We start from the raw sequence: 21908 nt of genomic DNA, 5'->3' as shown, positions 1-21908 counted from the left end.
CACACGAGGGCCCCGCACCGAACGGTGCGGGGCCCTCGTGGTCCTGACGTGCTTACAGCGAGGAGTCGTCGTCGCCGAGCAGCGAGCGGAGTCGCTTGGGCTCGGCCTGCGCCGGGGCCTCGACCGGGGTCGAGGTGCCGTTCTCCTGCACCTCCAGGCCGTCGAGCTGGCTCTGGAAGTAGTTCTTGAGCCGGGCGCGGTACTCGCGCTCGTACGCCCGCAGGTGCTCGACGTCGCGCTGGAGCTCGTAGCGCTCCCGCTCGATCGCGGCGATGGACTGCTGACGACGCTCGTTGGTCTCCTCGTCGAGCTTCTGCGCACGGATGCGCGACTCGGTCTCGAGGCGGTCGGCCTTGCCGCGCGCCTCGTTGAGGATGCGCTCGGCCTTGGTCTTGGCCTCGCCGACGATGCGGTCGGCCTCCTCCTTCGCCGACTCCATGAGCTGGTCGGCGTTGGTCGAGGCGATCTCGAGCAGGCGGGCCGCGGCGGTGGACGCCTCGGACATGCTCGTCTTGCGCTCGGGCTCGGGCACGGCGGCCACGACGGGCGGGGCGACCGGCTGCGGGGCCGGCTCCGGCTCGGGCTCGGGCTCCGGCTCGGGCTCCGGCTCGGGGGCCGGGGCCTGCTCCTGGACGGCCGGGAACGTGCCGGTCGTGGCGGGCGCGGGGACCGCCGAGATGACACCGGTGGCCTCACCGCTGGACGCAGCCGCGAGCTGGGCCTTGAGCTCCTCGTTCTCCTTGGTCAGGCGCTCGAGCTCCGCCTCCACCTCGTCGAGGAACTGGTCCACCTCGCCCATGTCATAGCCCTCGCGAAGACGGACGGGGGTAAAGCGCTTGTTGCGCACGTCCTCGGGCGTCAACGGCATGAGTTCACCTCAAATGTGTCACGGTCAGGAAGATGTTCAGGGTCCACCGTACTCCGTGCCGACGGCTGGCTGCCACAGGCTCCGTGCCGACGGCTCAGAAGAAGATGATGCGGTTGATGATCTGCAGCAGGTAGATCACGATGATGAGGATCATCGGCGACAGGTCGAGCGACGCACCGCCCAGACGGATCGGCGGGACGACGCCCCGCACGAGCCGCAGCGGCGGGTCGGTGACGGTGTAGATGGCCTCGCAGAGCACGGCCACGAAGCCGCTGGGACGCCAGCTGCGGGCGAGCAGCTGCACCCAGTCCAGGACGAACCGCGCGATGAGCAGGACGAGCGCCAGCCACAGGACCAGCGCGATGAAGGATCCGACGATTTCCACGCGCGCTCAGCTCTGGTTGAAGAATCCGCCCTCGACGATCCGCTGCCGGTCCTCGTCGCTCACGACGACGTTCTCCGGCGACAGCAGGAACACCTTGGGGGTGACGCGGTTGATGGTGCCGCGGACGGCGAACACGAGCCCGGCCGCGAAGTCGACCAGCCGCTTGGCGTCGTCCTCGTCGATCTCGGAGAGGTTCATGATGACCGGGACGCCGGCGCGGTAGTGCTCGCCGAGCGTGCGCGCGTCGTTGTACGAGCGCGGCGTCACCGTCTCGATGCGCGCCAGCGACTCGACCGCCGGAGCCGCCGCGGTCGCCACCGGGGCGGGCTTGCGCCGCTCCTCGATGTGCGCCACGGGCGCAGGCTGCTGACGGGGCGCGGGGGTGCGCGCCGGGGTGGGCTCCTCGACGTAGTCCTCGTCGTCGGCCTGGACGACGAGACCGAGGTACTCGCCCATCTTCCGCATTGCGCCAGCCATGGTTGCTCCTCCTGGGGAAATGACAAGTCTGAGATTAGTGCGTGGTGCCGCGTTCGCCGAGCACCGAGCGCCCGACGCGCAGGTGTGTCGCGCCGGCGTGGACGGCGGCCTCGAGGTCGCCGCTCATGCCCGCCGAGATCGTGGTGGCCCCGGGGTGGTCGGTCCGCAGCCGCTCCGCGACCTCCGCGAGCCGGTCGAACGCGGGAGCCGGGTCGGCCCCGAGCGGCGCGACGGCCATGACGCCGCCGAGCACGAGCCCGTCCGCCGCGGCGATCGCGTCGGCCACGGCCGGGACGTCGGCAGGGGTCGCCCCCGAGCGTCCGTCGTGCGACGCGGGGTCGTCGAGGTCGACCTGCACGAGGCACGTGACCTCGCGACCGGACTCGGCGGCTCCGCGCGAGAGCGCGCCGACGAGCTTGACCCGGTCGACGCTCTGTACGACGTCCGCGTACCGGGCGACGGCGGCGGCCTTGTTGGACTGCAGCCCGCCGACGAAGTGCCAGCGCAGGTCGCCCGCGACCTGCTCGCGCTTGTCGCGGGCCTCGGGGTGGCGGTTCTCCCCCACGTCGGTGACGCCGAGCCCGGTGAGCAGATCGACGTCGGACGCGGGGTAGGTCTTGGTGACGACGACCAGGTGGACGTCGGCGCGCACGCGTCCGGCGTCGTCGCACGCGGCGGCGATGCGGCGCTCGACCGCGGCGAGGTTCTGCTCGAGCTCGGCGCGCCTATCCACGGTTGACCACCACCATGGCGAAGCGTCCGGCGGTGCCGCCCTGACGGCGGTGGGAGAAGAAGGTGTCGTCCTCGATCGTGCAGCCGGGCAGCTGCTCGACGAGCACGTCGGCGGCGGTGAGCTGGGCCGTCACGCCGGCCGCGAGGTCGATGGCGGCGGTGCCCCAGGACGTGCGGGACGCGCTGCCGGGTGCCGCCCGCTCGACCTCGGCGGCCATGTCGGCCGGCACCTCGTAGCAGCGGCCGCACGCGTGCGGGCCGATCCACGCGTGCAGGCCCGCGGCACCGTGCTCGCGCATGGCCCCGACGGTGCGCGGGACGACCCCGAGCTCGAGCCCCTTGCGGCCGGCGTGGGCGACGCCCACGACCCCGGACTCGGGGTCGGCCAGGACGACGGGCAGGCAGTCGGCCACGCGGACCAGCAGCGCCACGCCCGGCTCGGCGGTGACCATGGCGTCGGCGGTCGGCTCCTCGGAGCCGGACCCGACGACGGCCACGTCGTGGCCGTGCACCTGCGTCATCGCGACGACCCGCTCGACGTCGAGCGCGTCGGCGAGCCGGCGCAGGTTCTCGGCGACCGCCGCGGGGTCGTCGCCCACGTGGTCACCGAGGTTGAGGCGCCCGTAGGGCCCCTCGCTGACGCCGCCGGCGCGCGCGGTGAGCGCGACGACGACCGGGCCGGCCTTGGCCCGGTCGTGCAGCACGGCGTCGCGATCCACGATCAGCGCAGGAAGTCCGGGACGTCGAGGTCGTCGTCGTAGTCGACGTTCATCGGCTGGGCGGCCGGCGGGACCTCGCGACGCGGCTCGGGAGCCGGGGCGGCGGCCGGCGACGCGGAGGCCTCGGCCACCTCGCCGGCCGTCGTCGGCCGCTCCTTGAGCAGCGCCGGACGCTCGGCGTCGCGCGCCTTGGGCTCGCCGCCGTCGAAGCCGGCGGCGATGACGGTCACGCGGACCTCGTCGCCCAGGGCGTCGTCGATGACCGCGCCGAAGATGATCTTCGCCTCGGGGTGGACCGCGTCGGCGACCAGGCCGGCCGCCTCGTTGATCTCGAACAGGCCGAGGTCCGAGCCACCGGCGATCGACAGCAGCACGCCGCGGGCCCCCTCGATGGAAGCCTCGAGCAGCGGGCTGGAGACGGCCATCTCGGCCGCGACCGCCGCACGCTGCTCACCGCGGGCCGAGCCGATGCCCATGAGCGCCGAGCCGGCGTCGGACATGACCGACTTGACGTCGGCGAAGTCGAGGTTGATCAGGCCCGGCGTCGTGATGAGCTCGGTGATGCCCGAGACGCCCTGCAGCAGGACCTGGTCGGCCTGGCGGAAGGAGTCGAGCAGGCTGACGTTCTTGTCGCTGATGCTCAGCAGGCGGTCGTTCGGGATGACGATGAGGGTGTCGACCTCCTCGCGGAGCGCCTCGATGCCGGCCTCGGCCTGCATGGAGCGGCTGCGGCCCTCGAACTTGAACGGACGCGTGACCACGCCGATCGTCAGGGCCCCGAGCGAGCGCGCGATACGGGCCACGACCGGGGCGCCACCGGTGCCGGTGCCGCCGCCCTCGCCCGCCGTCACGAAGACCATGTCGGCGCCCTTGATGGCCGCCTCGATCTCCTCGGCGTGGTCCTCGGCGGCGCGCTTGCCGATGTCGGGGTTGGCACCGGCGCCCAGGCCGCGCGTGGACTCGCGGCCCACGTCGAGCTTGACGTCGGCGTCGCTCATGAGCAGCGCCTGCGCGTCGGTGTTGATGGCGATGAACTCGACACCCTTGAGGCCGACCTCGATCATGCGGTTGACGGCGTTGACACCGCCACCGCCGATACCGACGACCTTGATGACGGCGAGGTAGTTCTGCACGGCCATCGGCTCGCACCTTTCGCTGATACTTCGAAGACTCGGGGCCGGAGCTGAACCCTAACCCTTGACCTCAGGGTTATAGTTATGTCAACCTCGACACCACTGAATCTACGGACCGCACCGCCGTGCGCGGCGCCGACACGCCGACGGACGTGCTCGGGTTCGGACGGGTCAGCTGGTGGTGGGCGTGTCGGGCGCGCTGACGTCGTAGACCTTCGCCCGCAGGTCGAGCAGCCGGTCGACGACGCGCAGCTTGGCCGTGGTCTGGTCCGGGCTCCCCCACACCAGCGTGCGGCCGCGACGCAGCTCCAGGCGGACGTCGTCGCGGGTGTCGGCGCGGACGCTGCGGACGTCCTGGTACAGCTCGGGCGCGCGTCGCTTCACGTCGGCGAGCACCTGGGCGGCCGCCGCGACGGCCCGGCGGCGGCTCCGCTCCCCCGTCGCCGTGGACGTGACCTCGAGCAGGTCCTTGGGCGCCCGCGTGAAGGTGCGGAAGGCGACGCCCTCGGCGTCCAGCGCGCGGACCGTGCCGTCGTCGCGCGTCCACACCACGGCGACCCGCTCGGTGACGTCGACGACCACGCCGTGCGGCCAGTCGCGGCGGACCTCGACCGTGGCGACCCGCGGCAGCTGCTCGGTGACGCGACGCTCGACGGCGCCGGTGTCGAGCCGGGCCAGCGGCTCGCCCGTCGGCACCTTCGCGACGGCGAGCACCTGGGCGGGCTCGAGGGTGGTGACGCCGCGGACCTCGACGTCCCGGACGCCGAGGACGTCCGAGAACCAGAGCACGTAGGCGGCGGCGCCGAGCAGGACGACCACGAGGAGGGCCAGGACCCTCCACCGCCAGCGCTGCCAGCGGCCGGCGCGACGTCGCTGCTCGAACAGCCGCTGGCTCACCGAGTCTCCAGCGCCGCCAGCACCGCCGGTCCGAGCGTCGTGACGTCGCCGGCACCGAGCGTGAGCAGCAGGTCGCCGGGACGCAGCACGCGGACGAGCTCGCGCTCGACGTCGTCCAGCGAGCCGCCGGCCCGGACGTGCTCGGCCCCCGCGGCCTCGACCACCAGCGCGGCGGTGACCTCGGGGTCCGGGTCCTCGCGGGCGAGGTAGATGTCGGCGACCAGCACCTCGTCGGCCGCGGCGAGCGCGCGGCCCATCGCGGCACCGTGGGTGCGCGTGCGACTGACCAGGTGCGGCTGGAACGCGACCACGAGACGGTCGTCGCCGGCCAGCGACCGGGCGGCCTCGAGGTCGGCGGCGATCTCGGTCGGGTGGTGGGCGTAGGAGTCGTAGACGCGGACGCCGCCCGCGTCGCCGCGGTGCTCCATGCGGCGCTTGGCGCCCTGGTGGCGTCCGAGGCCGCGCAGCAGCGCCGCGGGATCGCCGCCGACGACCAGACCCGCGGCCAGGGCCAGCAGCGCGTCGACCGCGTAGTGACGTCCGGGCACCGCCAGCTCGGCGCGGCCGAGGGGCTCGCCGAACGCAATGACGTCGAAGGACGTGCGGCCACCCTCGACCCGCAGGTCGCTGGCGCGGACGTCGGCGTCGTCGGCCAGGCCCGCCGTGACGACCCGCAGCCCGCGCTCGCGCGCCGGACCCGCGAGCCGCACCGCCACCGGGTCGTCGGCGCACAGGACGACGGCCTCGCCGAGGTGCGAGACGAACTGCTCGAACGCCTCCTCGTAGGCCTCGACCGTGCCCCAGGTGTCGAGGTGGTCGGCGTCGACGTTGGTCACGACGCCGACGGCCGGGGTGTAGACCAGGAAGGCGCCGTCGCTCTCGTCGGCCTCGGCCACGAACAGCTCCCCGCCCAGGTGGGCGTTGGTGCCGAGCGCGGGCACCTCGGCGCCGATCGCGTAGGACGGGTCGAGCCCGGCCTCGGTCAGCGCGACGGCGAGCATCGCGGTGGTCGTGGTCTTGCCGTGGGTGCCGGCGACCGCCACGACGCGGTGGCCGGTCAGCACCGACTGCATGCCGGCCGAGCGCGGCCACAGGGCGACGCCCCGCTCGAGCGCGGCGACGACCTCGGGGTTGTCCTCGCGGACGGCGGTGGAGGCGATGACGGCGTCGACGTCGCCGACGTGCTCGGCGGCGTGGCCGACGTGGCCGGTGACGCCCTCGGAGCGCAGCGCCTGCAGGACGGCGGAGTCGTGGGCGTCGCTGCCGGAGACCTCCACGCCCCGGGCGGCCAGCAGCCGGGCGATGGCCGACAGGCCCGCGCCCCCGACGCCGACGAGGTGGACGCGGCGCAGCTCGGCGGCCGGGACGACGTGCTCGGGGACGTCGATCCTCATCGGTCGGCCGCCTGCAGCACCAGGTGCGCCAGGCGGACGTCCGCGTCGCGCGGCACGAGGTCGGACGCGGCCGCCGACATCGCGGCCAGGCGCTCGGGGTCGCGCACGAGCGGCGTGACGACGTCGGTGATCCACGCCGCGGTGAGCGCCTCGTCGTCGATCAGCAGCGCGCCGCCGGCCTGGACGACGGCGCTGGCGTTGAGCGCCTGCTCGCCGTTGCCGTGCGGCAGCGGCACGAAGACCGCCGGGAGCCCGACGGCGGCGACCTCGATGACCGTGTTCGCGCCGGAGCGGCACACGATGAGGTCGGCGGCGGCCAGGGCCAGGTCCATGCGGTCGATGAACGGCTCGACGACGTACGGCGGGCCACCCTCGACGCGCTCGGGCTGGACCTCCTCGGGACGTCCGGCGGCGTGCAGCACCTGGACGCCGGCCTCGGCCAGCGCGCCGGCGGCCGCCGAGACGGCGTGGTTGATGCGACGGGCGCCCTGCGAGCCGCCGGTGACGAGCAACGTCGGACGGTCGGGGTCGAGGCCGAAGAACGCCCGCGCCTCGGCTCGCGTGGCGGCGCGGTCGAGCCCGGAGATGGCCCGGCGGATGGGCAGGCCGAGGTAGTCGGCGTGCGGCAGGTCGGTGGCGGGGAAGCTCGTGGCGACGTGCGAGGTGAGCCGCGCGCCCAGCTTGTTGGCGACGCCGGGCAGGGCGTTGCCCTCGTGGACGACGATCGGGATGCCCCGGCGGCGGGCGGCGAGGTAGGCCGGCACCGAGACGTACCCGCCGAAGCCGACCACGACGTCGGGCCGCACGCGCTCCATGACGTCCGCGGTGGCCTTGACCGCTCGACGCAGCCGGACCGGCACCTTGAGCAGGTCGGCACCGACCGAGCGCGGCAGCGGGACGGGCGGGACGAGCTCGAGGTCGTAGCCGGCCTGCGGGACGAGCGTCACCTCCAGGCCGCGCGGGGTGCCCAGGCACGTGATCTCGACGGACGCGTCGATCTCGGTGAGCGCCTGCGCGGTCGCGAGCAGTGGTGACGTGTGGCCGGCGGTCCCTCCCCCGGCTAGCAGCACTCGCACCCCGTCAGCCCCTCCGTCCGATCCCGATGAGTCCGCGGCCGGAGCGACGCGCGGCGCGGGCCTCCAGCGCACGCTTCGCGCCGGGCTCGCTCTTGGCACAGTTAACCAGAAGGCCCACGGCCACCAGGGTGGTCATCAGGCTGGATCCGCCCGAGGAGATCAGCGGCAGCGGGATGCCGATGACGGGCAGCAGGCCGAGCACCATGCCGATGTTGATCAGGGCCTGGGCGAGCAGCCAGATGGTGATGCCGGCGGCCAGGTAGCGGGCGTACGGCTCGCGCGTGCGGGTGGCGATGCGGATGCCGGCGTAGGCCAGCAAGCCGAACAGCACGAGCACCACGCAGGCGCCGAACAGGCCGAGCTCCTCGCCGATGATGGCCAGGATGAAGTCGTTGTGGGCCTCGGGCAGCGTGCCCCACTTCTGCCGGCTGCCGCCGAGGCCGACGCCCCAGAACTGGCCGCTGGCGAACGCCATCCGGCTGTGGATCGACTGGTAGCCGTCGGTGTCGGGCGCCGACATGGGGTCCATGAACGTCAGCAGACGGGCGACGCGGTGGGGCGCGGCGGCGACGAAGAACACGAGCACGGCGCCGAGCGTGAGCAGGATGGCCATGAGCGGGCGGCTCTTGAGGCCGGCCACCCACAGCATGCCGAGCATGACGGCGAACAGCACCAGCGCGGTGCCGAGGTCGTTCTGGCCGACGACGAGCAGCGCGACGCCCGCGGTCACGGGCAGCATCGGCACGAGCACGTGGGACGTGCGGCCGAGCAGCTTCTGCTTGCGCGAGTACAGGTGCGCCACCCACAGGACGACGGCGAGCTTGGCGAACTCCGAGGGCTGCAGCATGAAGCCGCCGGCCAGCGGGAGCCAGTTGCGGTTGCCCCGGATCTCGACGCCGATCACGTAGGTGGCGACGATGAGCGCGACGCTGCCGATCAGCACCGGGTAGGTCAGCCAGTGCAGCGTCCGGAACGGCAGCTTGGCGGCCACGACCGCTCCGACGCCGCCGACGACGGCGAAGAGCAGCTGGCGCTCGAAGTAGTAGAAGGCGTTGTCGTGCTGGCGCAGGGCGAGCACCGAGCTGGCGCTGAGCACCATGACCAGGCCCAGGCACAGCAGGATCGTGCCGACGCCCAGCACGAGCTGGTAGGAGGTCAGCGGCCGGTCGAAGGCGCTGCGCACCCCGGCCAGGAAGCCGTGGCGGGTCGGGCGTGCCGGCTCCGTGCTGGTGGCCATCCCGCTCCCTCGTCTGCGCCGTTACGGCTGCTCGTGCACCCTTCGTCGTACCGCCGCAGCGAACGCGTCCCCCCGGGCGCCGTAGCTCTCGAACTGGTCCATGGACGCGCAGCCGGGGGCCAGCAGCACCGTGTCGCCCGGCCGGGCGAACGACGCGGCCGCGTCCACGACGCGGTCCATGAGGTCAGTCTCCCCCGGCTCGACCTCGACGACGGGCACATCGGGCGCGTGTCGCCGCAGCGCCTCGGCGATCACCTCGCGGTCGCGGCCGATCAGCACCACCGCCCGCATCCGGTCGGCGGCCTGCTCGACGAGCTCGTCGAACGAGGCGCCCTTCGCCAGGCCGCCGGCGATCCAGACCGCGTGCTCGACACCGCGCAGCGAGGCGAGCGCGGCATGGGTGTTGGTGGCCTTGCTGTCGTCGACCCAGGTGACGCCGCCGGACTCGGCGACCTGCTCGATGCGGTGGGCGTCGGGCCGGAACGAGCGCAGCCCGTCGCGGACCGCCTTCGGCGGCACGCCGTGGGCCAGCGCGAGCGCGGCCGCCGCGAGCGCGTTGGCCACCTGGTGCGGGGCGGGCGTGCGGCCCAGCGCCTGCTCGAGGTCGCGGAGCGTGCCCAGCTCGGCGGCGGACGTCGTGCGGTTCTCCACGAACGCGCGGTCGGCGAGCACGTCCTCGACCAGGCCCACCATGCTCGGGGCCGGGACGCCGAGGGTGAAGCCGATCGCGCGGCAGCCCTCCACGACGTCCGCCTCCTCGACCAGCCGCTCGGTGGCGGGGTCGTCGACGTTGTAGACGCAGGCGACCTGCGCGTGCTCGTACGCCTTGCCCTTCGCGGCGGCGTAGTGGCCCATCGGGTCGTCGGCGCCGCCCGGCTCGGCGGCGTGCCAGTCCAGGTGGTCGGGCGCGAGGTTCAGCACCGCGGCCGCCTGCGCCGACATGGACGTCTGCCAGTACAGCTGGAAGCTCGACAGCTCGACGGCCAGCGCGTCCCACGGCTCGGGGTCCATGACCGCCTCGAGCACGGGAGTGCCGACGTTGCCGACCGCGATCGCCCGCTCGCCGTGGGCGAGCAGCATGGCCTCGAGCATCTGCACGGTGGTCGTCTTGCCGTTGGTGCCGGTGACGACGAGCCACGGCGCGGCGTCGTCGCCGCGCAGGCGCCAGGCCAGCTCGACCTCGCCCCACACGGGCACGCCGGCGTCGAGCGCCTGGCGCAGCAGCGGAGCGTCCGGGCGCCATCCCGGGGACACGACGACGAGGTCGACCGGCTCCGGGAGCGTCGCGGTGCTGCCCGGGCCGACCCGCAGGTCGACGCCCAGGACGCGCATCAGCTCGGCCTGCTCGGCCATGGCGGTGGGCTCCTGCTCGTCCACGACGACGACCTGGGCGCCCAGGTGCTGCAGGGTGTCGGCGGCGGCGAACCCGCTGCGGCCGAAGCCGGCCACGACGGCGCGGACGCCGCTCCAGTCCGAGGTGCGACCCAGCTGCGTGACGTCGCTGCCGGTCACAGGGAAGCGACCCACTCGGCGTAGAAGATGCCCAGGCCGGTCGCGACGCACAGCGCGCTGATCAGCCAGAAGCGGACGACGATCGTGACCTCGGCCCAGCCGAGCAGCTCGAAGTGGTGCTGCAGCGGGGCCATGCGGAACAGCCGCTTTCCCTTGGTGAGCTTGAAGAACCCGACCTGCAGGATGACCGACATCGTGATGGCCACGAGCAGGCCGCCGAGCACGACGAGCAGCAGCTCGGTGCGGGTCATGAGGGCCAGGCCGGCGATCGCGCCGCCGAGCGACAGCGAGCCGGTGTCGCCCATGAAGATCTTGGCGGGGGCCGCGTTCCACCACAGGAAGCCGATGCAGGCACCCATGAGGGCGGACGCCACGACGGCCAGGTCGAGCGGGTCGCGCACCTCGTAGCACTTGGAGACGAGCGGGTTGGTGTCGCAGTTCTGGTTGCTCTGCCAGATGTTGATGATCACGTAGGCGCCGAAGATCATCGCGCAGGTGCCCGTGGCCAGGCCGTCGAGGCCGTCGGTCAGGTTGACGCCGTTGCTGGTGCCGGCGATGAGCACCAGCACCCAGATGACCAGCAGGACGGTGGGCAGCACCCAGCCGTCGATGTCACGCGTGAACGAGACGGCGTGCGTGATGACCGTCGAGCCCTCGTCGTCCTCGATGTTGATCGCGAGCACGGCGAAGATCAGGCCGATGAGCGTCTGCCCGACGAGCTTGGCCTTGCTGCGCAGGCCGAGGCTGCGCTGCTTGAAGATCTTGATGAAGTCGTCCAGGAAGCCGATCAGGCCCAGGCCGCAGAACAGGAAGAGCAGCAGCAGCGTGGACGCGCTCGGCTGGGTCTGGGTGAACAGCATCGCCGCCCCGTAGCCGATGACGACGGCCAGGATGATGACCAGTCCGCCCATCGTCGGGGTGCCGCGCTTGGTGTGGTGCGAGGTCGGGCCGTCGTCGCGGATCAGCTGCCCGTACCCCTGCTTCACCAGCACGCTGATGGCGACCCGGGTGCCCAGGAGCGTCACGAGCAGCGAGACCGCACCGGCGATCAGGATGGCCTTCATCGAGCAGGGGCTCCGTTCGGGGGACGACAGTCAAGGGCGAGCAGGACAACGAGAAGTATGCCGTCACCCCGTCAGGAGGGCGTCGGCGACTCGCTCGAGCCGCGAGCCGCGGGAGGCCTTGACCAGCACCGCGTCCCCGGGGCCGACGCGGTCGCGCAGCCACGCGACGGCGGCGTCGGTGTCGGGCACGGCGTGGCCGCGATCCCCCGCGCCCTCGGCCACCGGAGCGGCTCCGGGGCCGACGGCGAGCACGTGGTCGACGCCGCGGGCGACGGCGTGCTCGCCGAGCGCCCGGTGGGCGGCGACGCTGCCCTCCCCGAGCTCGAGCATCTCGCCCAGGACGGCGTACGTCGCGCCCTCACCGCCCATGGCGGCGAGCGCGTCGACGGCGGCGGCCGCGGACTCGGGGTTCGCGTTGTAGGCGTCGTTGACCACGACGAGCCCGTCGGCGCGCTCCTCGCGCTGCATGCGCATCGGGGACGCCGGGCGGGCCGAGGCGAGGGCGTCGACCGCCTGGTCGACGTCCAGGCCGAGAGCGCGGACGACGGCGAGCGCGGCGGCGGCGTTGGCCGCCTGGTGCTCGCCGAGGAGCGGGAGGTGGGCCGGACGCCGCCGGCCCTGGTGGGCGACGACGAGGTCGACCTCGCCGGACGCGTCCAGGGCGACGTCGACGACGCCGACGTCCGCGCCCTCACCGCCGAAGGTCAGGACGGGCGCCACGGTGCGGGACGCCATGGCCGCGACGCGCGCGTCGTCGGCGTTCAGCACCGCGACGCCGTCGGGACGCAGCGCCTCGACGAGCTCGCCCTTGGCCTGGGCGGTGCGCTCGGGCGAGCCGAACTCGCCCAGGTGGGCCGAGCCCACGTTGAGCACGACGCCGACGTCCGGCGGGGCGATGTCGCACAGCAGCCGGATGTGCCCGATGCCGCGCGCACCCATCTCGACGACCAGGAAGCGCGTGCCGGCATCCGCGCGCAGCACGGTGAGCGGCACGCCGAGCTCGTTGTTGAAGGAGCCCGTCGGCGCGACCGTCGGGCCGAAGCCGGCCAGCAGGTGGGCGAGCAGGTCCTTGACGCTCGTCTTGCCGGCCGAGCCGGTGACGCCCACGACCTTGAGGTCGTCCAGGCGGTCGACGACGTGGCGGGCGACGCGGCCGAGCGCGACGACCACGTCGTCGACGACGACGCTGGGCCCGTCGACCGGACGCGACGCCAGCACCGCAGCGGCACCGGCCGCCAGGGCGGCGTCGGCGTAGTCGTGCCCGTCGACGTGCTCGCCGGCCACGGCCACGAACAGGCCGCCGGGCTCGACGGCCCGGGAGTCGACGAACGGCGCGCCGGACACGACGGTGGCCGGGTCGCCGTGCAGCGTCCCGCCCGTGGTCTCGGCCAGCTCGGCCAGGGTCAGCGGGATCACGCGGGTCCCTCCCCCGCGGCGTCGATCAGCTCGGCCAGCACCTCGCGGTCGTCGAACGGGTGCACGACGCCGGCGACCTCCTGGCCCTGCTCGTGACCCTTGCCGGCGACCACGACGGTGTCGCCGCGACGGGCCAGGGAGACGGCGTGGGCGATCGCCTCGCGGCGGCCACCGATCTCGACCACCTCGACGCCGGACGCGTCACGGGCGCCGGCCAGCACCGCGGCGCGGATCGTCGCGGGGTCCTCGGTGCGCGGGTTGTCGTCGGTGACGATGAGCACGTCGGCCCACTCGGCGGCGGCCTCGCCCATGAGCGGGCGCTTGCCGTGGTCGCGGTCGCCTCCGGCGCCGATCACGACGACCAGGCGGCCGGGCGTGACCGGGCGCAGCGCGGCGAGCACCGCGGTGACGGCGTCGGGCTTGTGGGCGTAGTCGACGACCGCGGTGAACTCCTGGCCGCGCTCGACCCGCTCCATGCGTCCGGGGACGCCGGTGCTGCGGCCGATGCCCGCGACCAGGCCGGCCGGGTCGTGCCCCGCGGTGCTCAGCGCGGCCACGACGGCCAGCGCGTTCGAGACGTTGAAGACGCCGGGCAGCGGCACGCTCATCTCGAGCTCGAGCCCGTCGGGGCCGAGCACGGTGAGGTCGGAGCCGAGCCGGTGCGGGCGGACGTTGACCGCACGCCAGTCGGCGGCGCGTCCCTCGACCGAGAACGTGGTGACGGGCAGGCTCGTGCGCTCCACCAGCAGCCGGCCGTGCTCGTCGTCGGCGTTGAGCACCGCGTGGCGCGCGTGCTCGGGGGTGAACAGCGAGGCCTTGGCCTCGAAGTACGACTGCACGTCGCCGTGGAAGTCCAGGTGGTCGCGGCCCAGGTTCAGGAAGACCGCGACGTCGAAGGCGAACCCGTCGACGCGGCCCTGCACGAGCGCGTGGCTGGAGACCTCCATCGCGCACAGCCGGACCTGCTCCTCGCGCATCACCGCGAACAGGGCCTGCAGCTGGGGCGCCTCGGGCGTGGTGAGCGCGGACGCCGCCGGCACGCCCTTGACCCGGGTGCCGATGGTGCCCACCACGGCGGCGTGCTCGGCACCGAGCGCGGCCTCGGCCAGGTAGGTCGTGGTCGTCTTGCCCTGGGTGCCGGTGACGCCGAGCGTCGTGAACGCCGCGGACGGGTGGTCGTAGAGGTCGGCGGCCAGGCCGGCCAGCACCGTCCGCGGGGCCGGGTGGACGAGCACGGGCAGCGAGCCGTCGAGCCGGGCGGCGCCGTCGGCGTCGGTGAGCACGGCCACGGCGCCCGCCTCACGGGCCTGGGCGGCGTAGTCGGCCCCGTGCGCGCGGGCTCCGGGCAGGGCCGCGTACAGGTCGCCGGGACGCACGTCCCGGGTGTTGAGCGCCAGCCCGGTGATCGTCGTGGAGGTGTCGTCGGTCGGGACGTCCAGCGTCCTCGCCACCTGCGCCAGCGTCCGGCTCGGCGCCTCGTTCGGGCGCACCCGCATCGTCCCCGTCACCGGTCCAACCTATGGCATGGCTGTGCCCGGACCGCACGCCGTGGCGTGCGGTGCCGGTCACCAGTCCTGCGCGACCTTCGGGCTCTTGGCGCCGGTCGGGGCGATGCCGAAGCGCTCCAGCGCCATCGACATGACCTGCTGGAAGACGGGCGCCGCCGTGGAGCCGCCGCCCGCGCTCGAGACGGGGTTGTCGAGCACCACGTACGTGACGAAGCGCGGGTTGTCCGCGGGCGCGAAGCCCATGAACGACACCGTGTTCTGGCCCCGGACGTAGCGGCCGGTCTCGGGGTTCACTCGCCACGCCGTTCCGGTCTTGCCGGCGACGCGGTAGCCCTCGATCTGCGCCGCCGGAGCGGTGCCGTCGTCGGCCGTCACGGCCTCCATCATCCGGGTGACCTGCTTGGCCGCCTGCTGGCTGACGACCCGCTGACCCTTCGCCCGCGCCGGCTTCTCGACCGAGCCGTCGCCCGCCTTGAGGCCGGACACCACGGTGGGCTCGACCGCCACGCCGCCGTTCGCGATCGCGCCCACGGCCTTGACCATCTGCAGCGCGGTGACCGAGACGCCCTGGCCGAACGTGACCGTGGCCGCCTGCGAGCGCGACCAGCGCTCGGCCGGCACGAGGATGCCCTTGGACTCGCCGGGCAGCCCGACCCCGGTCTTGCTGCCGAGGCCGAACTTGCTCAGGTACGAGTGCAGCGTCGAGCTCTTCATCTGCTGCGAGGCGACGATCGTGCCCATGTTGGACGACTGCGCGATGACGCCGGCCGCGGTGAGCTTGATCGTGCCGTGGTCCCAGTAGTCGCTGATGTTGAAGCCGTCGATCGTCATCGAGCCCGGCACCTTGATCTTGGTGTCGGCCGAGACCAGGCCCTGGTCGGCGAGCGCCGCCATGGTCAGCGTCTTGATGACCGAGCCGGGCTCGTAGACCGTCTGCCAGGCGCGGGCGACCGTGTTCTTCTCGGTCATGCCCGTGCGGGTGTCGGGGTCGAACGACGGGTACTGCGACAGCTGGACGATCTCGCCGTTGGTGACGTCCATGGTGATGGCCAGGCCCCAGTCGGCGCTGCTGGAGCGCACGCCGTCGGCCAGGCGCTGGTCGGCGTACCACTGCAGGTCGCGGTCGATCGTCGTGACGACGTCCTTGCCCGGCACCATCTCGTCGACGGTCGTGTCGGCCTGCGGGATGCGCTGGCCGCTGGGCGCGACCTCGTACGTCATCCGGCCGTCCTTGCCCTGCAGCTGCTCGTCGTAGGTGCGCTCGAGCCCGGCGACGCCCTCGCCCTGCGCATTCAGGTACCCGACGAGGTTCGCCGCGAGCGAGCCGCCCGGGTAGGTGCGGATGGGCGCGGAGTCGCTGAAGACGCCGACCAGGCCCTTCTCCTTGAGCCGGTCCAGCGCCTTCTGCGCCTTGGTCGCCGGAGCCTGCTTGACGAGGACGACGTAGCGCGACTTGGGCGTGCGGAGCTTCTCGACCAGCGAGAAGTAGTCGAGGTCGTCGAAGACGCCGGTGAGCACCGCGGCGACCTGCGGGGCGTCCGCCGTGGTCATGGTCGGGTCGGCGGTGAGCGTGATGCCCTCCACGTTCGCGGCCAGGTCGATGCCGTTGCGGTCGGTGATCGAGCCGCGCGGAGCCGGGACGACGACGGTGTCGGTGCCGTCCTGCACGGCCTTGGCGGCGAACGCCGCGCTGTCGATGCCCTGGATCTGGAACAGCCGGACGCCGAACAGCACCAGCACGGTCAGCACCAGCACCAGGCACGCGCGCAGTCGCTTGTGGGTCATGGCGTGGGTCGCGCCGACCCCGGTCATCGGTCCACCCGCTTCACGTTGGTGCCCTTCTCGGCCGGCCGCGGCATGCCGACGACGGAGCCGTCGCTGAGCCGCAGGAAGACGGGGTTGGTGTTCGGGACCATGCCCAGGCGCACGGCCTCGGCGGCGAGCCGGCCGGGGCTGCGGCTCTCGGCCACCTGCGCGGCGAGCGCGTCGTGCTGGGTCTGCAGACGGTCGGCGGTGCGGTCGAGGTCCTGCATCTCGAACGCCTGGCGCTGCAGCACCGTGCTCAGCACGATGAGCCCGGTCAGGCCCAGCGACAGCAGGACGATGACCAGGCCGACGAACGGCGTGCGCCCACGCGTGGTGGACGGTGCCGGCACGAGCCGCAGCCGCGGTGCGGACGGGACGGTGCGGGCGGCGAGGCGACGGGCCGCCCCGGCGGCGGAGGTGCTCATCGCGCCACCCGCTCCACGGCTCGGACACGCACGGGCTTGGCCCGGCGGTTCTCCTCGATCTCGGCGTCCGACGCCTGCTCGGCACCGCGCGTCACGAGCGCGAACCGGGGCAGCATCTCGTCGGGCACCTGGGGCAGGTCGCGGGGGGCGCGCGAGGCGGTCACCGCGGAGAAGGCGCGCTTCACGATGCGGTCCTCCAAGGACTGGTAGGCCATGGACACGACGCGCCCCCCGACGCGGGTGACCTCGAGGGCGGCGGGCACGGCACGGGTCAGGACGGCGAGCTCGGCGTTCACCTCGATGCGCAGCGCCTGGAACGTGCGCTTCGAGGGGTTGCCACCGGTGCGCCGGGCGGGCGCGGGGATGGCGTCGCGGACGAGGTCGACCAGGCGGGCGCTCGTCGTGAACGGCTCCTCGGCGCGGGCGGCGACCACGGCGTCGGCGATGCGGCGGGCGAACTTCTCCTCGCCGAAGTCGCGCAGGACGCGGGTCAGCTCGCGGGCGTCGTAGGTGTTGAGGACGTCCGCGGCGGTGAGCGGGTCCTCCGGGTTCATGCGCATGTCCAGCGGCGCGTCCTGGCTGTACGCGAACCCGCGCTCGGCCAGGTCGAGCTGCATGGAGGAGACACCGAGGTCGAACAGGACGCCGGCGACCTCGGGGATCGCGGCGTCGGACAGCACGGTGCCGATCTCGTCGTAGACGGCGTGCGCGAGGTGCACGCGGTCGCCGAACGGGGCGAGCCGCTCCCCCGCGCGCGAGAGCGCCTCGGGGTCACGGTCGATGCCGACCAGCCGGACGTCGGGGAAGGCGGTGAGCAGGGCCTCGGCGTGACCGCCCAGGCCGAGGGTGGCGTCGACGACGACGGCGTCGGGGGTGGTCAGCGCGGGCTCGAGCAGCTCCAGGATGCGCGTGAGCATGACCGGCACGTGCTGCGTCATGCGACCGCTCCCAGGGCGAGGGCGAGCAGCCCGGCGATCAGGGCGCTGGTGCCGAGGGAGAACGCCATGACGGCGGCCGAGTCGGCCAGCCGCTCACGCACGCGTCGCGTCGTCGTGTCCATCGCTCCCCTCCTTGGGCTCGTACCGGGCCCGGCGTCCTGCTCGTGGGTCCTGATCTCCGGCCGGGTGGATCTGGCGCCGGGGAAGTGGCGCCAGAGACAACCGGTCGAAGATCAGCACGCGCGATCAGAAGTCGCCGGGCATCACCTCGTCGGACATGTCGGCGAAGGCCGCCGACTCGTTCTCCTGGAACTGGTTCCAGCGCGCGGCGTCCCAGATCTCGATGCGGTCCATCGCACCGATCACGACGCAGTCCTTGTCCAGCGACGCCCACTCGCGCAGCACCGCTGGCACCGCGATGCGTCCCTGCTTGTCGGGGACCTCCTGCGAGGCGCCGGAGAAGAGCATGCGAGCGAAGTTGCGGCTGCGCTTGTCGGTGATCGGCGCGCGCCGCAGCTCGTCGGTGAAGGTGTTGAAGCTCTCCGGCGTCCAGCCGTAGACGCAGTTCTCCTGGCCGCGGGTCAGCACGACGCCCCCGTCGAGGCGGGGACGGAACTTGGCCGGCAGGAACAGGCGGCCCTTGTCGTCGAGGCGCGGCGTGTAGGTGCCGAAGAAATTGACCAGCTCAACGGGACTCACCTCGCTTCCTCCTACGCTCCCAGGTCCACCACTTTCCCCCACCTTACTCCACAATCCCCCACCGTCAACGCAAAACGCCCCACGTCACGGCGTTTCTGTGCCGTGGTACGTGGGGCGTGAGACGGGCCGGGATCGCCGTCAGGACAACGAAAAAACCGCCCCGGGTGGGGGCGGTGGTGGGAGGTGGGGCGTGGTGGAGCGGTCAGCGCCGCTCCACCCGGACGTCAGTACTCGTCGCCGTCGCGGCGGCGGTTCCAGCGCTGCTCCATGCGGTCGGTGAACGACCCGGAGGACTTGGGCTTCCGTCCCTTGCCGCCGCGCGGACCCTTGGGACCGGACGAGGACGGCGCGGCGCCGACGGCCAGGCCGCGGCGGTAGCTGGTGACGAAGAGGTAGGCCGAGCCGAGCATGGCCACGAACCCGATGACGCCCAGGATGGTCTGGGGCACCATGACGCCGGCGAGGAGCAGGCCGATGCCGGCCAGGAACCCGAGGGCGGACAGGACGGCGACGCGGCGGGTGCGCGCCACCAGGCGCGAGCCGCGAAGGGTGGAGGCGAACTCCGGGTCCTCGGCAGCGAGCGACTGCTCGAGCTGCTGCAGAAGTCGGGCTTCCTCGTCAGAGAGCGGCACTGGAGCCTCCGAAGGTGTGGGCGTCTGCCTCTGATTCTAGGCACCCGACGAGGTGCAGGCCAGCGGAGAGGGCTGTGAACTCTCCGAGAAGGGCCGCCTGCCGCTCGAGCGCGTACAGCGCGTCGCGTCCGCCGGGCTCGACGTCGACCAGGCTGGACGGCACGAGGTCGGCGAACGCGCGGGTTCCGGCGGTGTGCTCGACCCGCAGACCGGCGGCGGTGAGCATCTGGGCGACCTCGTCGAGGACGAACCGTCGGGCGCCGTCGGTGCGGCGGTCCCAGGCGTCCAGGTCGATGCTCAGCAGGCGCGAGGCGCCGTCGAAGTCGCCGGCGACGGCCCGGCGCACGGCGGCCCCGAGCCGGTTGGCGACCAGGACGCTCAGTCGTCCGCCGGGACGCAGCACCTGCCGGGCGGCCGCGACCGTGCCGGCCGGGTCGTCGACGTGCTCGAGCACGCCGTGGCACAGCACGAGGTCGACCGGCTCGGTCACGTGGGAGGCGAGGTCGGACGCGTCGCCCAGCGCACCGGTCAGGCGGTCGGCGACGCCGGCCTCCGTGGCGCGGCGCTCGAGGGCCGCGAGCGCGTCCGGGCTCGGGTCGACGACGTGCACGCGGTGGCCCGCTCCGGCGAGCCGGACGGCGTCACCGCCGGCACCGCCACCGAGGTCGACGATGCGCAGCGCGCCGCCACCGGTCAGCTCGACGGCGTCCAGCACCGTCTGCCAGAGGAGCTCGGCGCGCACAGGTCCCATGCGGACACTGTGCCACGGAGCGATGGCCTAGGGTCGGGCGCATGCCGACGACGCTCCCCCGCCCGGCCGCGCCCGGAGCGCTCGCCTGATGGCCCGGGTCGTCGTCGTCGGAGGCGGGTTCGCGGGGCTGTCGGCCGCCGGACGGCTGGCCAAGCTGCGCCACGACGTCGTCCTGCTCGAGGCCTCGGACCGGCTCGGCGGACGCCTGCGCGGCGTCGAGCGCGACGGCCACCGCTGGGCCGTGCACCCCGAGACGTTCACCCTCCCCGGCGTCCTGCGCGACCTGTTCCGCAAGTCCGGCCGGACGATCGACCGGGTGCTGGAGATCGAGACCGTGCCCGGACGGCGCCACGTCTTCGACGACGGGACGGTGCTCGACCTGCCGATGGGCACCCGCGGCGCCCAGCACGACGCCGTCGTCGCCCTGACCGGAAGCGACGACTGGTCGCCGTACCTCGACACGTTGCCGACCCCGTGGGACGTGATCCGCCGCCAGGCGCTGGACCAGGTGCTGACCGGCCGCGACGCGTTCACCCGCGAGCAGTGGCGCGCCCTGCAGCCGCGCCGCACCGTCCAGCGCGCCGCCAAGGGGCTCGGCGACCCGCGACTGGCCACCCTGCTGCGCGACGCCGTCCGGGTCCACGGCGACGACCCGCGCCGCGTCCCGGCGTTCACCACCGTGCAGCACTACCTGGAGCGCAACTTCGGGCTGTGGCACGTGGTGGGCGGCCGCGGCGTGCTCGCCGACGGCCTCACCACCCGCATGCAGGAGCGGCGCGTGGACGTCCGGCTCGGCACGCGGGCGTCCGGCCTCGAGCTCGAGGGCGAGCAGGTGCGCGGCGTCGTGACCGACGACGGGACCGTGCCGGCGGACGTCGTCGTCTGGTGCGCGCCGACCTGGCCCGCTCCCCTGCCCGAGCCCCGCCGGCTGCTGCCCGCCGCGCCCGCGCGCCAGACGTACGTCCGGCTGGGCCCGGACGCGCCCGCCCTCGTGCAGGACGTGCTCGTCCACGCCGACCCGCCGCTGCGGATGTGGGAGGCCGACCCCGGTTGCTGGACGATCGAGCACACTCGCAGCGAGGACCCGCTGGTCACGCTGGCCCGCCACCGGATCGACCTGCGCGACCACGTCGTCGACCGCTGGGAGGCCTCCCCCCGCGAGCTCGTGACCGAGGGGCACTGGGGCTGGCAGTGGCAGGGCTGGCGCACCGCCCTCGCGCGTCCGGGCGTCGGGCCGCGCGGCGGGCTGTTCCACGCGGGCGCCCACGCCCACCCGGGCGGGTCGCTGGAGATGGTCGGCGAGGCCACCGCGGCGATCGCGGCGGCCGTCGGCAAGGCCTAGGCCAGCGGGCGCAGCTGCTCGAAGATCTCGCGCGTCGCCTTGGAGCGGTTCAGCGTGTAGAAGTGCAGGCCCGGCGCGCCGCCGTCCAGCAGCTCGCGGCACAGCCGGACGGCCAGGTCGATGCCCGCCGCCCGCAGCGCTGCGGGATCGTCGCGGTGCGGCTCGAGCTCGGCGAGCACCTCGTCGGGGATCGCGACGCCGGACAGCTCGGCCATGCGCGCCACCTGGTTGAGGTTGAGCACCGGCATGATGCCCGGCACGACCGGCAGGTCGGAGCCGTTGGCGTGCAGGCGGTCGACGAGCTGGAAGTAGTCGGCGGCCCGGAAGAACAGCTGGGTGATCGCGAACGACGCGCCGGCCGCGTGCTTGGCGGCGAGCACCTCGGCGTCGCGCTCCAGCGTCTCGCAGTCGGGATGGCCCTCGGGGAACGCGGCGACGCCGATCTCGAAGCCGCCCAGGTCGCGGGCCAGCTCGACCAGCTCGGTCGCGTGGGTCATGCCGTCGGGGTGGGTCTCCCACGGTGCGCGCGGACCGCCCTGGGGGTCGCCGCGCAGCGCCAGCACGTGCCGGACGCCCGACGCGGCGTACTGCTTGAGGACGTCCTCGATCTCGCCACGGCTCTGCCCGACCACGGTCAGGTGTCCCACCGGGGTCAGCGAGGTCTCCTCGGCGATGCGCCGGGTGACGCGGATCGTGCGGCTCTGGCCCGCCCCGCCCGCGCCGTACGTGACGGACACGAAGGACGGGCCCAGCGGCTCGAGCTCGGCGATCGTGCGCCACAGCAGCGCCTCGCCCTCGTCGTCCTTCGGCGGGAAGAACTCGAAGGAGAAGGTCGGCTCGGGCGCGCGCAGCAGGCGCACCAGGGACGGGACCGGCTCGGACATGGCCCAACGGTAT

The 21908-nt window shown here is 73.5% G+C and carries 23 protein-coding genes; 1 reads left to right on the top strand and 22 read right to left on the bottom strand.

Features of this window, described 5'->3' with window-relative positions; all coding sequences use genetic code 11:
• Positions 1 to 52: 52 nt before the first annotated feature.
• The 21 genes from E0W78_RS04980 to E0W78_RS04885 all read right to left on the bottom strand — a co-directional run bounded on the left by E0W78_RS04980 (position 53) and on the right by E0W78_RS04885 (position 19669).
• Positions 53 to 868, bottom strand: coding sequence for a DivIVA domain-containing protein (locus E0W78_RS04980; RefSeq protein WP_131402750.1), 816 nt, complete (start codon positions 866 to 868; stop codon positions 53 to 55).
• A 94-nt stretch (positions 869 to 962) separates the two neighbouring features.
• A complete protein-coding gene (locus E0W78_RS04975) occupies positions 963 to 1253 on the bottom strand; it encodes a YggT family protein (RefSeq protein WP_131402749.1) in 291 nt (96 codons plus the stop codon).
• 6 nt (positions 1254 to 1259) lie between these two features.
• Complete coding sequence (gene sepF, locus E0W78_RS04970) at positions 1260 to 1730, bottom strand: cell division protein SepF (protein ID WP_038951890.1); 471 nt, start codon at positions 1728 to 1730, stop codon at positions 1260 to 1262.
• 34 nt (positions 1731 to 1764) lie between these two features.
• The gene (locus tag E0W78_RS04965; RefSeq protein ID WP_131402748.1) at positions 1765 to 2463 is read right to left on the bottom strand and encodes a YggS family pyridoxal phosphate-dependent enzyme; all 699 of its coding nucleotides are present in this window, start codon (positions 2461 to 2463) and stop codon (positions 1765 to 1767) included.
• Positions 2456 to 3181 (bottom strand): peptidoglycan editing factor PgeF, encoded by a 726-nt coding sequence (gene pgeF, locus E0W78_RS04960; protein WP_242686236.1) that lies wholly within the window; start codon positions 3179 to 3181, stop codon positions 2456 to 2458. The genes E0W78_RS04965 and pgeF overlap by 8 nt, the downstream gene beginning before the upstream one ends.
• Before the next feature lie 2 nt (positions 3182 to 3183).
• Positions 3184 to 4320, bottom strand: coding sequence for a cell division protein FtsZ (gene ftsZ, locus E0W78_RS04955; protein ID WP_131402747.1), 1137 nt, complete (start codon positions 4318 to 4320; stop codon positions 3184 to 3186).
• 165 nt (positions 4321 to 4485) lie between these two features.
• Positions 4486 to 5211: an FtsQ-type POTRA domain-containing protein gene (locus E0W78_RS04950; protein ID WP_131402746.1), complete on the bottom strand. Its 726-nt coding sequence runs from the start codon at positions 5209 to 5211 to the stop codon at positions 4486 to 4488.
• Positions 5208 to 6605: a UDP-N-acetylmuramate--L-alanine ligase gene (gene murC, locus E0W78_RS04945; protein ID WP_131402745.1), complete on the bottom strand. Its 1398-nt coding sequence runs from the start codon at positions 6603 to 6605 to the stop codon at positions 5208 to 5210. Before murC ends, E0W78_RS04950 begins: the two co-directional genes overlap by 4 nt.
• Positions 6602 to 7681, bottom strand: coding sequence for an undecaprenyldiphospho-muramoylpentapeptide beta-N-acetylglucosaminyltransferase (murG, locus tag E0W78_RS04940; protein ID WP_131402744.1), 1080 nt, complete (start codon positions 7679 to 7681; stop codon positions 6602 to 6604). The genes murC and murG overlap by 4 nt, the downstream gene beginning before the upstream one ends.
• Before the next feature lie 4 nt (positions 7682 to 7685).
• On the bottom strand, positions 7686 to 8918 hold the full coding sequence (ftsW, locus tag E0W78_RS04935; protein WP_131402743.1) for a putative lipid II flippase FtsW: 1233 nt from the start codon (positions 8916 to 8918) through the stop codon (positions 7686 to 7688).
• 21 nt (positions 8919 to 8939) lie between these two features.
• Positions 8940 to 10430 (bottom strand): UDP-N-acetylmuramoyl-L-alanine--D-glutamate ligase, encoded by a 1491-nt coding sequence (gene murD, locus E0W78_RS04930; protein ID WP_242686235.1) that lies wholly within the window; start codon positions 10428 to 10430, stop codon positions 8940 to 8942.
• Positions 10427 to 11494 carry a phospho-N-acetylmuramoyl-pentapeptide-transferase gene (mraY, locus tag E0W78_RS04925; RefSeq protein ID WP_131402741.1) on the bottom strand — a complete coding sequence of 356 codons (1068 nt, stop codon included), beginning with the start codon at positions 11492 to 11494 and terminating at the stop codon, positions 10427 to 10429. The genes murD and mraY overlap by 4 nt, the downstream gene beginning before the upstream one ends.
• Before the next feature lie 63 nt (positions 11495 to 11557).
• The gene (gene murF, locus E0W78_RS04920) at positions 11558 to 12910 is read right to left on the bottom strand and encodes a UDP-N-acetylmuramoyl-tripeptide--D-alanyl-D-alanine ligase (RefSeq protein ID WP_131402740.1); all 1353 of its coding nucleotides are present in this window, start codon (positions 12908 to 12910) and stop codon (positions 11558 to 11560) included.
• A complete protein-coding gene (locus tag E0W78_RS04915; protein ID WP_207392638.1) occupies positions 12907 to 14418 on the bottom strand; it encodes a UDP-N-acetylmuramoyl-L-alanyl-D-glutamate--2,6-diaminopimelate ligase in 1512 nt (503 codons plus the stop codon). The genes murF and E0W78_RS04915 overlap by 4 nt, the downstream gene beginning before the upstream one ends.
• Positions 14419 to 14475: 57 nt before the next feature.
• Entirely contained in the window at positions 14476 to 16230 is a 1755-nt protein-coding gene (locus tag E0W78_RS04910; protein WP_131402739.1) for a penicillin-binding protein 2, read from the bottom strand.
• Positions 16227 to 16649: a hypothetical protein gene (locus E0W78_RS04905; protein WP_131402738.1), complete on the bottom strand. Its 423-nt coding sequence runs from the start codon at positions 16647 to 16649 to the stop codon at positions 16227 to 16229. Before E0W78_RS04905 ends, E0W78_RS04910 begins: the two co-directional genes overlap by 4 nt.
• Positions 16646 to 17587 (bottom strand): 16S rRNA (cytosine(1402)-N(4))-methyltransferase RsmH, encoded by a 942-nt coding sequence (rsmH, locus tag E0W78_RS04900; protein WP_131402737.1) that lies wholly within the window; start codon positions 17585 to 17587, stop codon positions 16646 to 16648. Before rsmH ends, E0W78_RS04905 begins: the two co-directional genes overlap by 4 nt.
• Complete coding sequence (locus E0W78_RS16950; RefSeq protein WP_278249419.1) at positions 17584 to 17709, bottom strand: hypothetical protein; 126 nt, start codon at positions 17707 to 17709, stop codon at positions 17584 to 17586. The genes rsmH and E0W78_RS16950 overlap by 4 nt, the downstream gene beginning before the upstream one ends.
• Positions 17710 to 17833: 124 nt before the next feature.
• Complete coding sequence (mraZ, locus tag E0W78_RS04895) at positions 17834 to 18286, bottom strand: division/cell wall cluster transcriptional repressor MraZ (protein ID WP_242686234.1); 453 nt, start codon at positions 18284 to 18286, stop codon at positions 17834 to 17836.
• 224 nt (positions 18287 to 18510) lie between these two features.
• Positions 18511 to 18918 carry a DUF3040 domain-containing protein gene (locus E0W78_RS04890; RefSeq protein WP_131402736.1) on the bottom strand — a complete coding sequence of 136 codons (408 nt, stop codon included), beginning with the start codon at positions 18916 to 18918 and terminating at the stop codon, positions 18511 to 18513.
• Positions 18905 to 19669, bottom strand: coding sequence for a methyltransferase (locus E0W78_RS04885; RefSeq protein WP_131402735.1), 765 nt, complete (start codon positions 19667 to 19669; stop codon positions 18905 to 18907). The genes E0W78_RS04890 and E0W78_RS04885 overlap by 14 nt, the downstream gene beginning before the upstream one ends.
• 88 nt (positions 19670 to 19757) lie before the next feature.
• On the opposite strand from E0W78_RS04885, the gene E0W78_RS04880 reads away from it, so the two are divergent.
• The gene (locus E0W78_RS04880) at positions 19758 to 21011 is read left to right on the top strand and encodes an FAD-dependent oxidoreductase (RefSeq protein ID WP_131402734.1); all 1254 of its coding nucleotides are present in this window, start codon (positions 19758 to 19760) and stop codon (positions 21009 to 21011) included.
• On the opposite strand, the gene metF is transcribed toward E0W78_RS04880, so the two are convergent.
• Complete coding sequence (gene metF, locus E0W78_RS04875) at positions 21008 to 21895, bottom strand: methylenetetrahydrofolate reductase [NAD(P)H] (RefSeq protein WP_131402733.1); 888 nt, start codon at positions 21893 to 21895, stop codon at positions 21008 to 21010. The two genes, E0W78_RS04880 and metF, sit on opposite strands and share 4 nt — an antisense overlap.
• Between the last annotated feature and the right edge of the window lie 13 nt (positions 21896 to 21908).

Source organism: Aeromicrobium sp. IC_218 (assembly GCF_004336805.1).
Lineage (GTDB): Bacteria > Actinomycetota > Actinomycetes > Propionibacteriales > Nocardioidaceae > Aeromicrobium.
The sequence above is the reverse complement of the archived record's forward strand: the minus strand, read 5'-3'. Positions and strand labels throughout refer to the sequence as shown.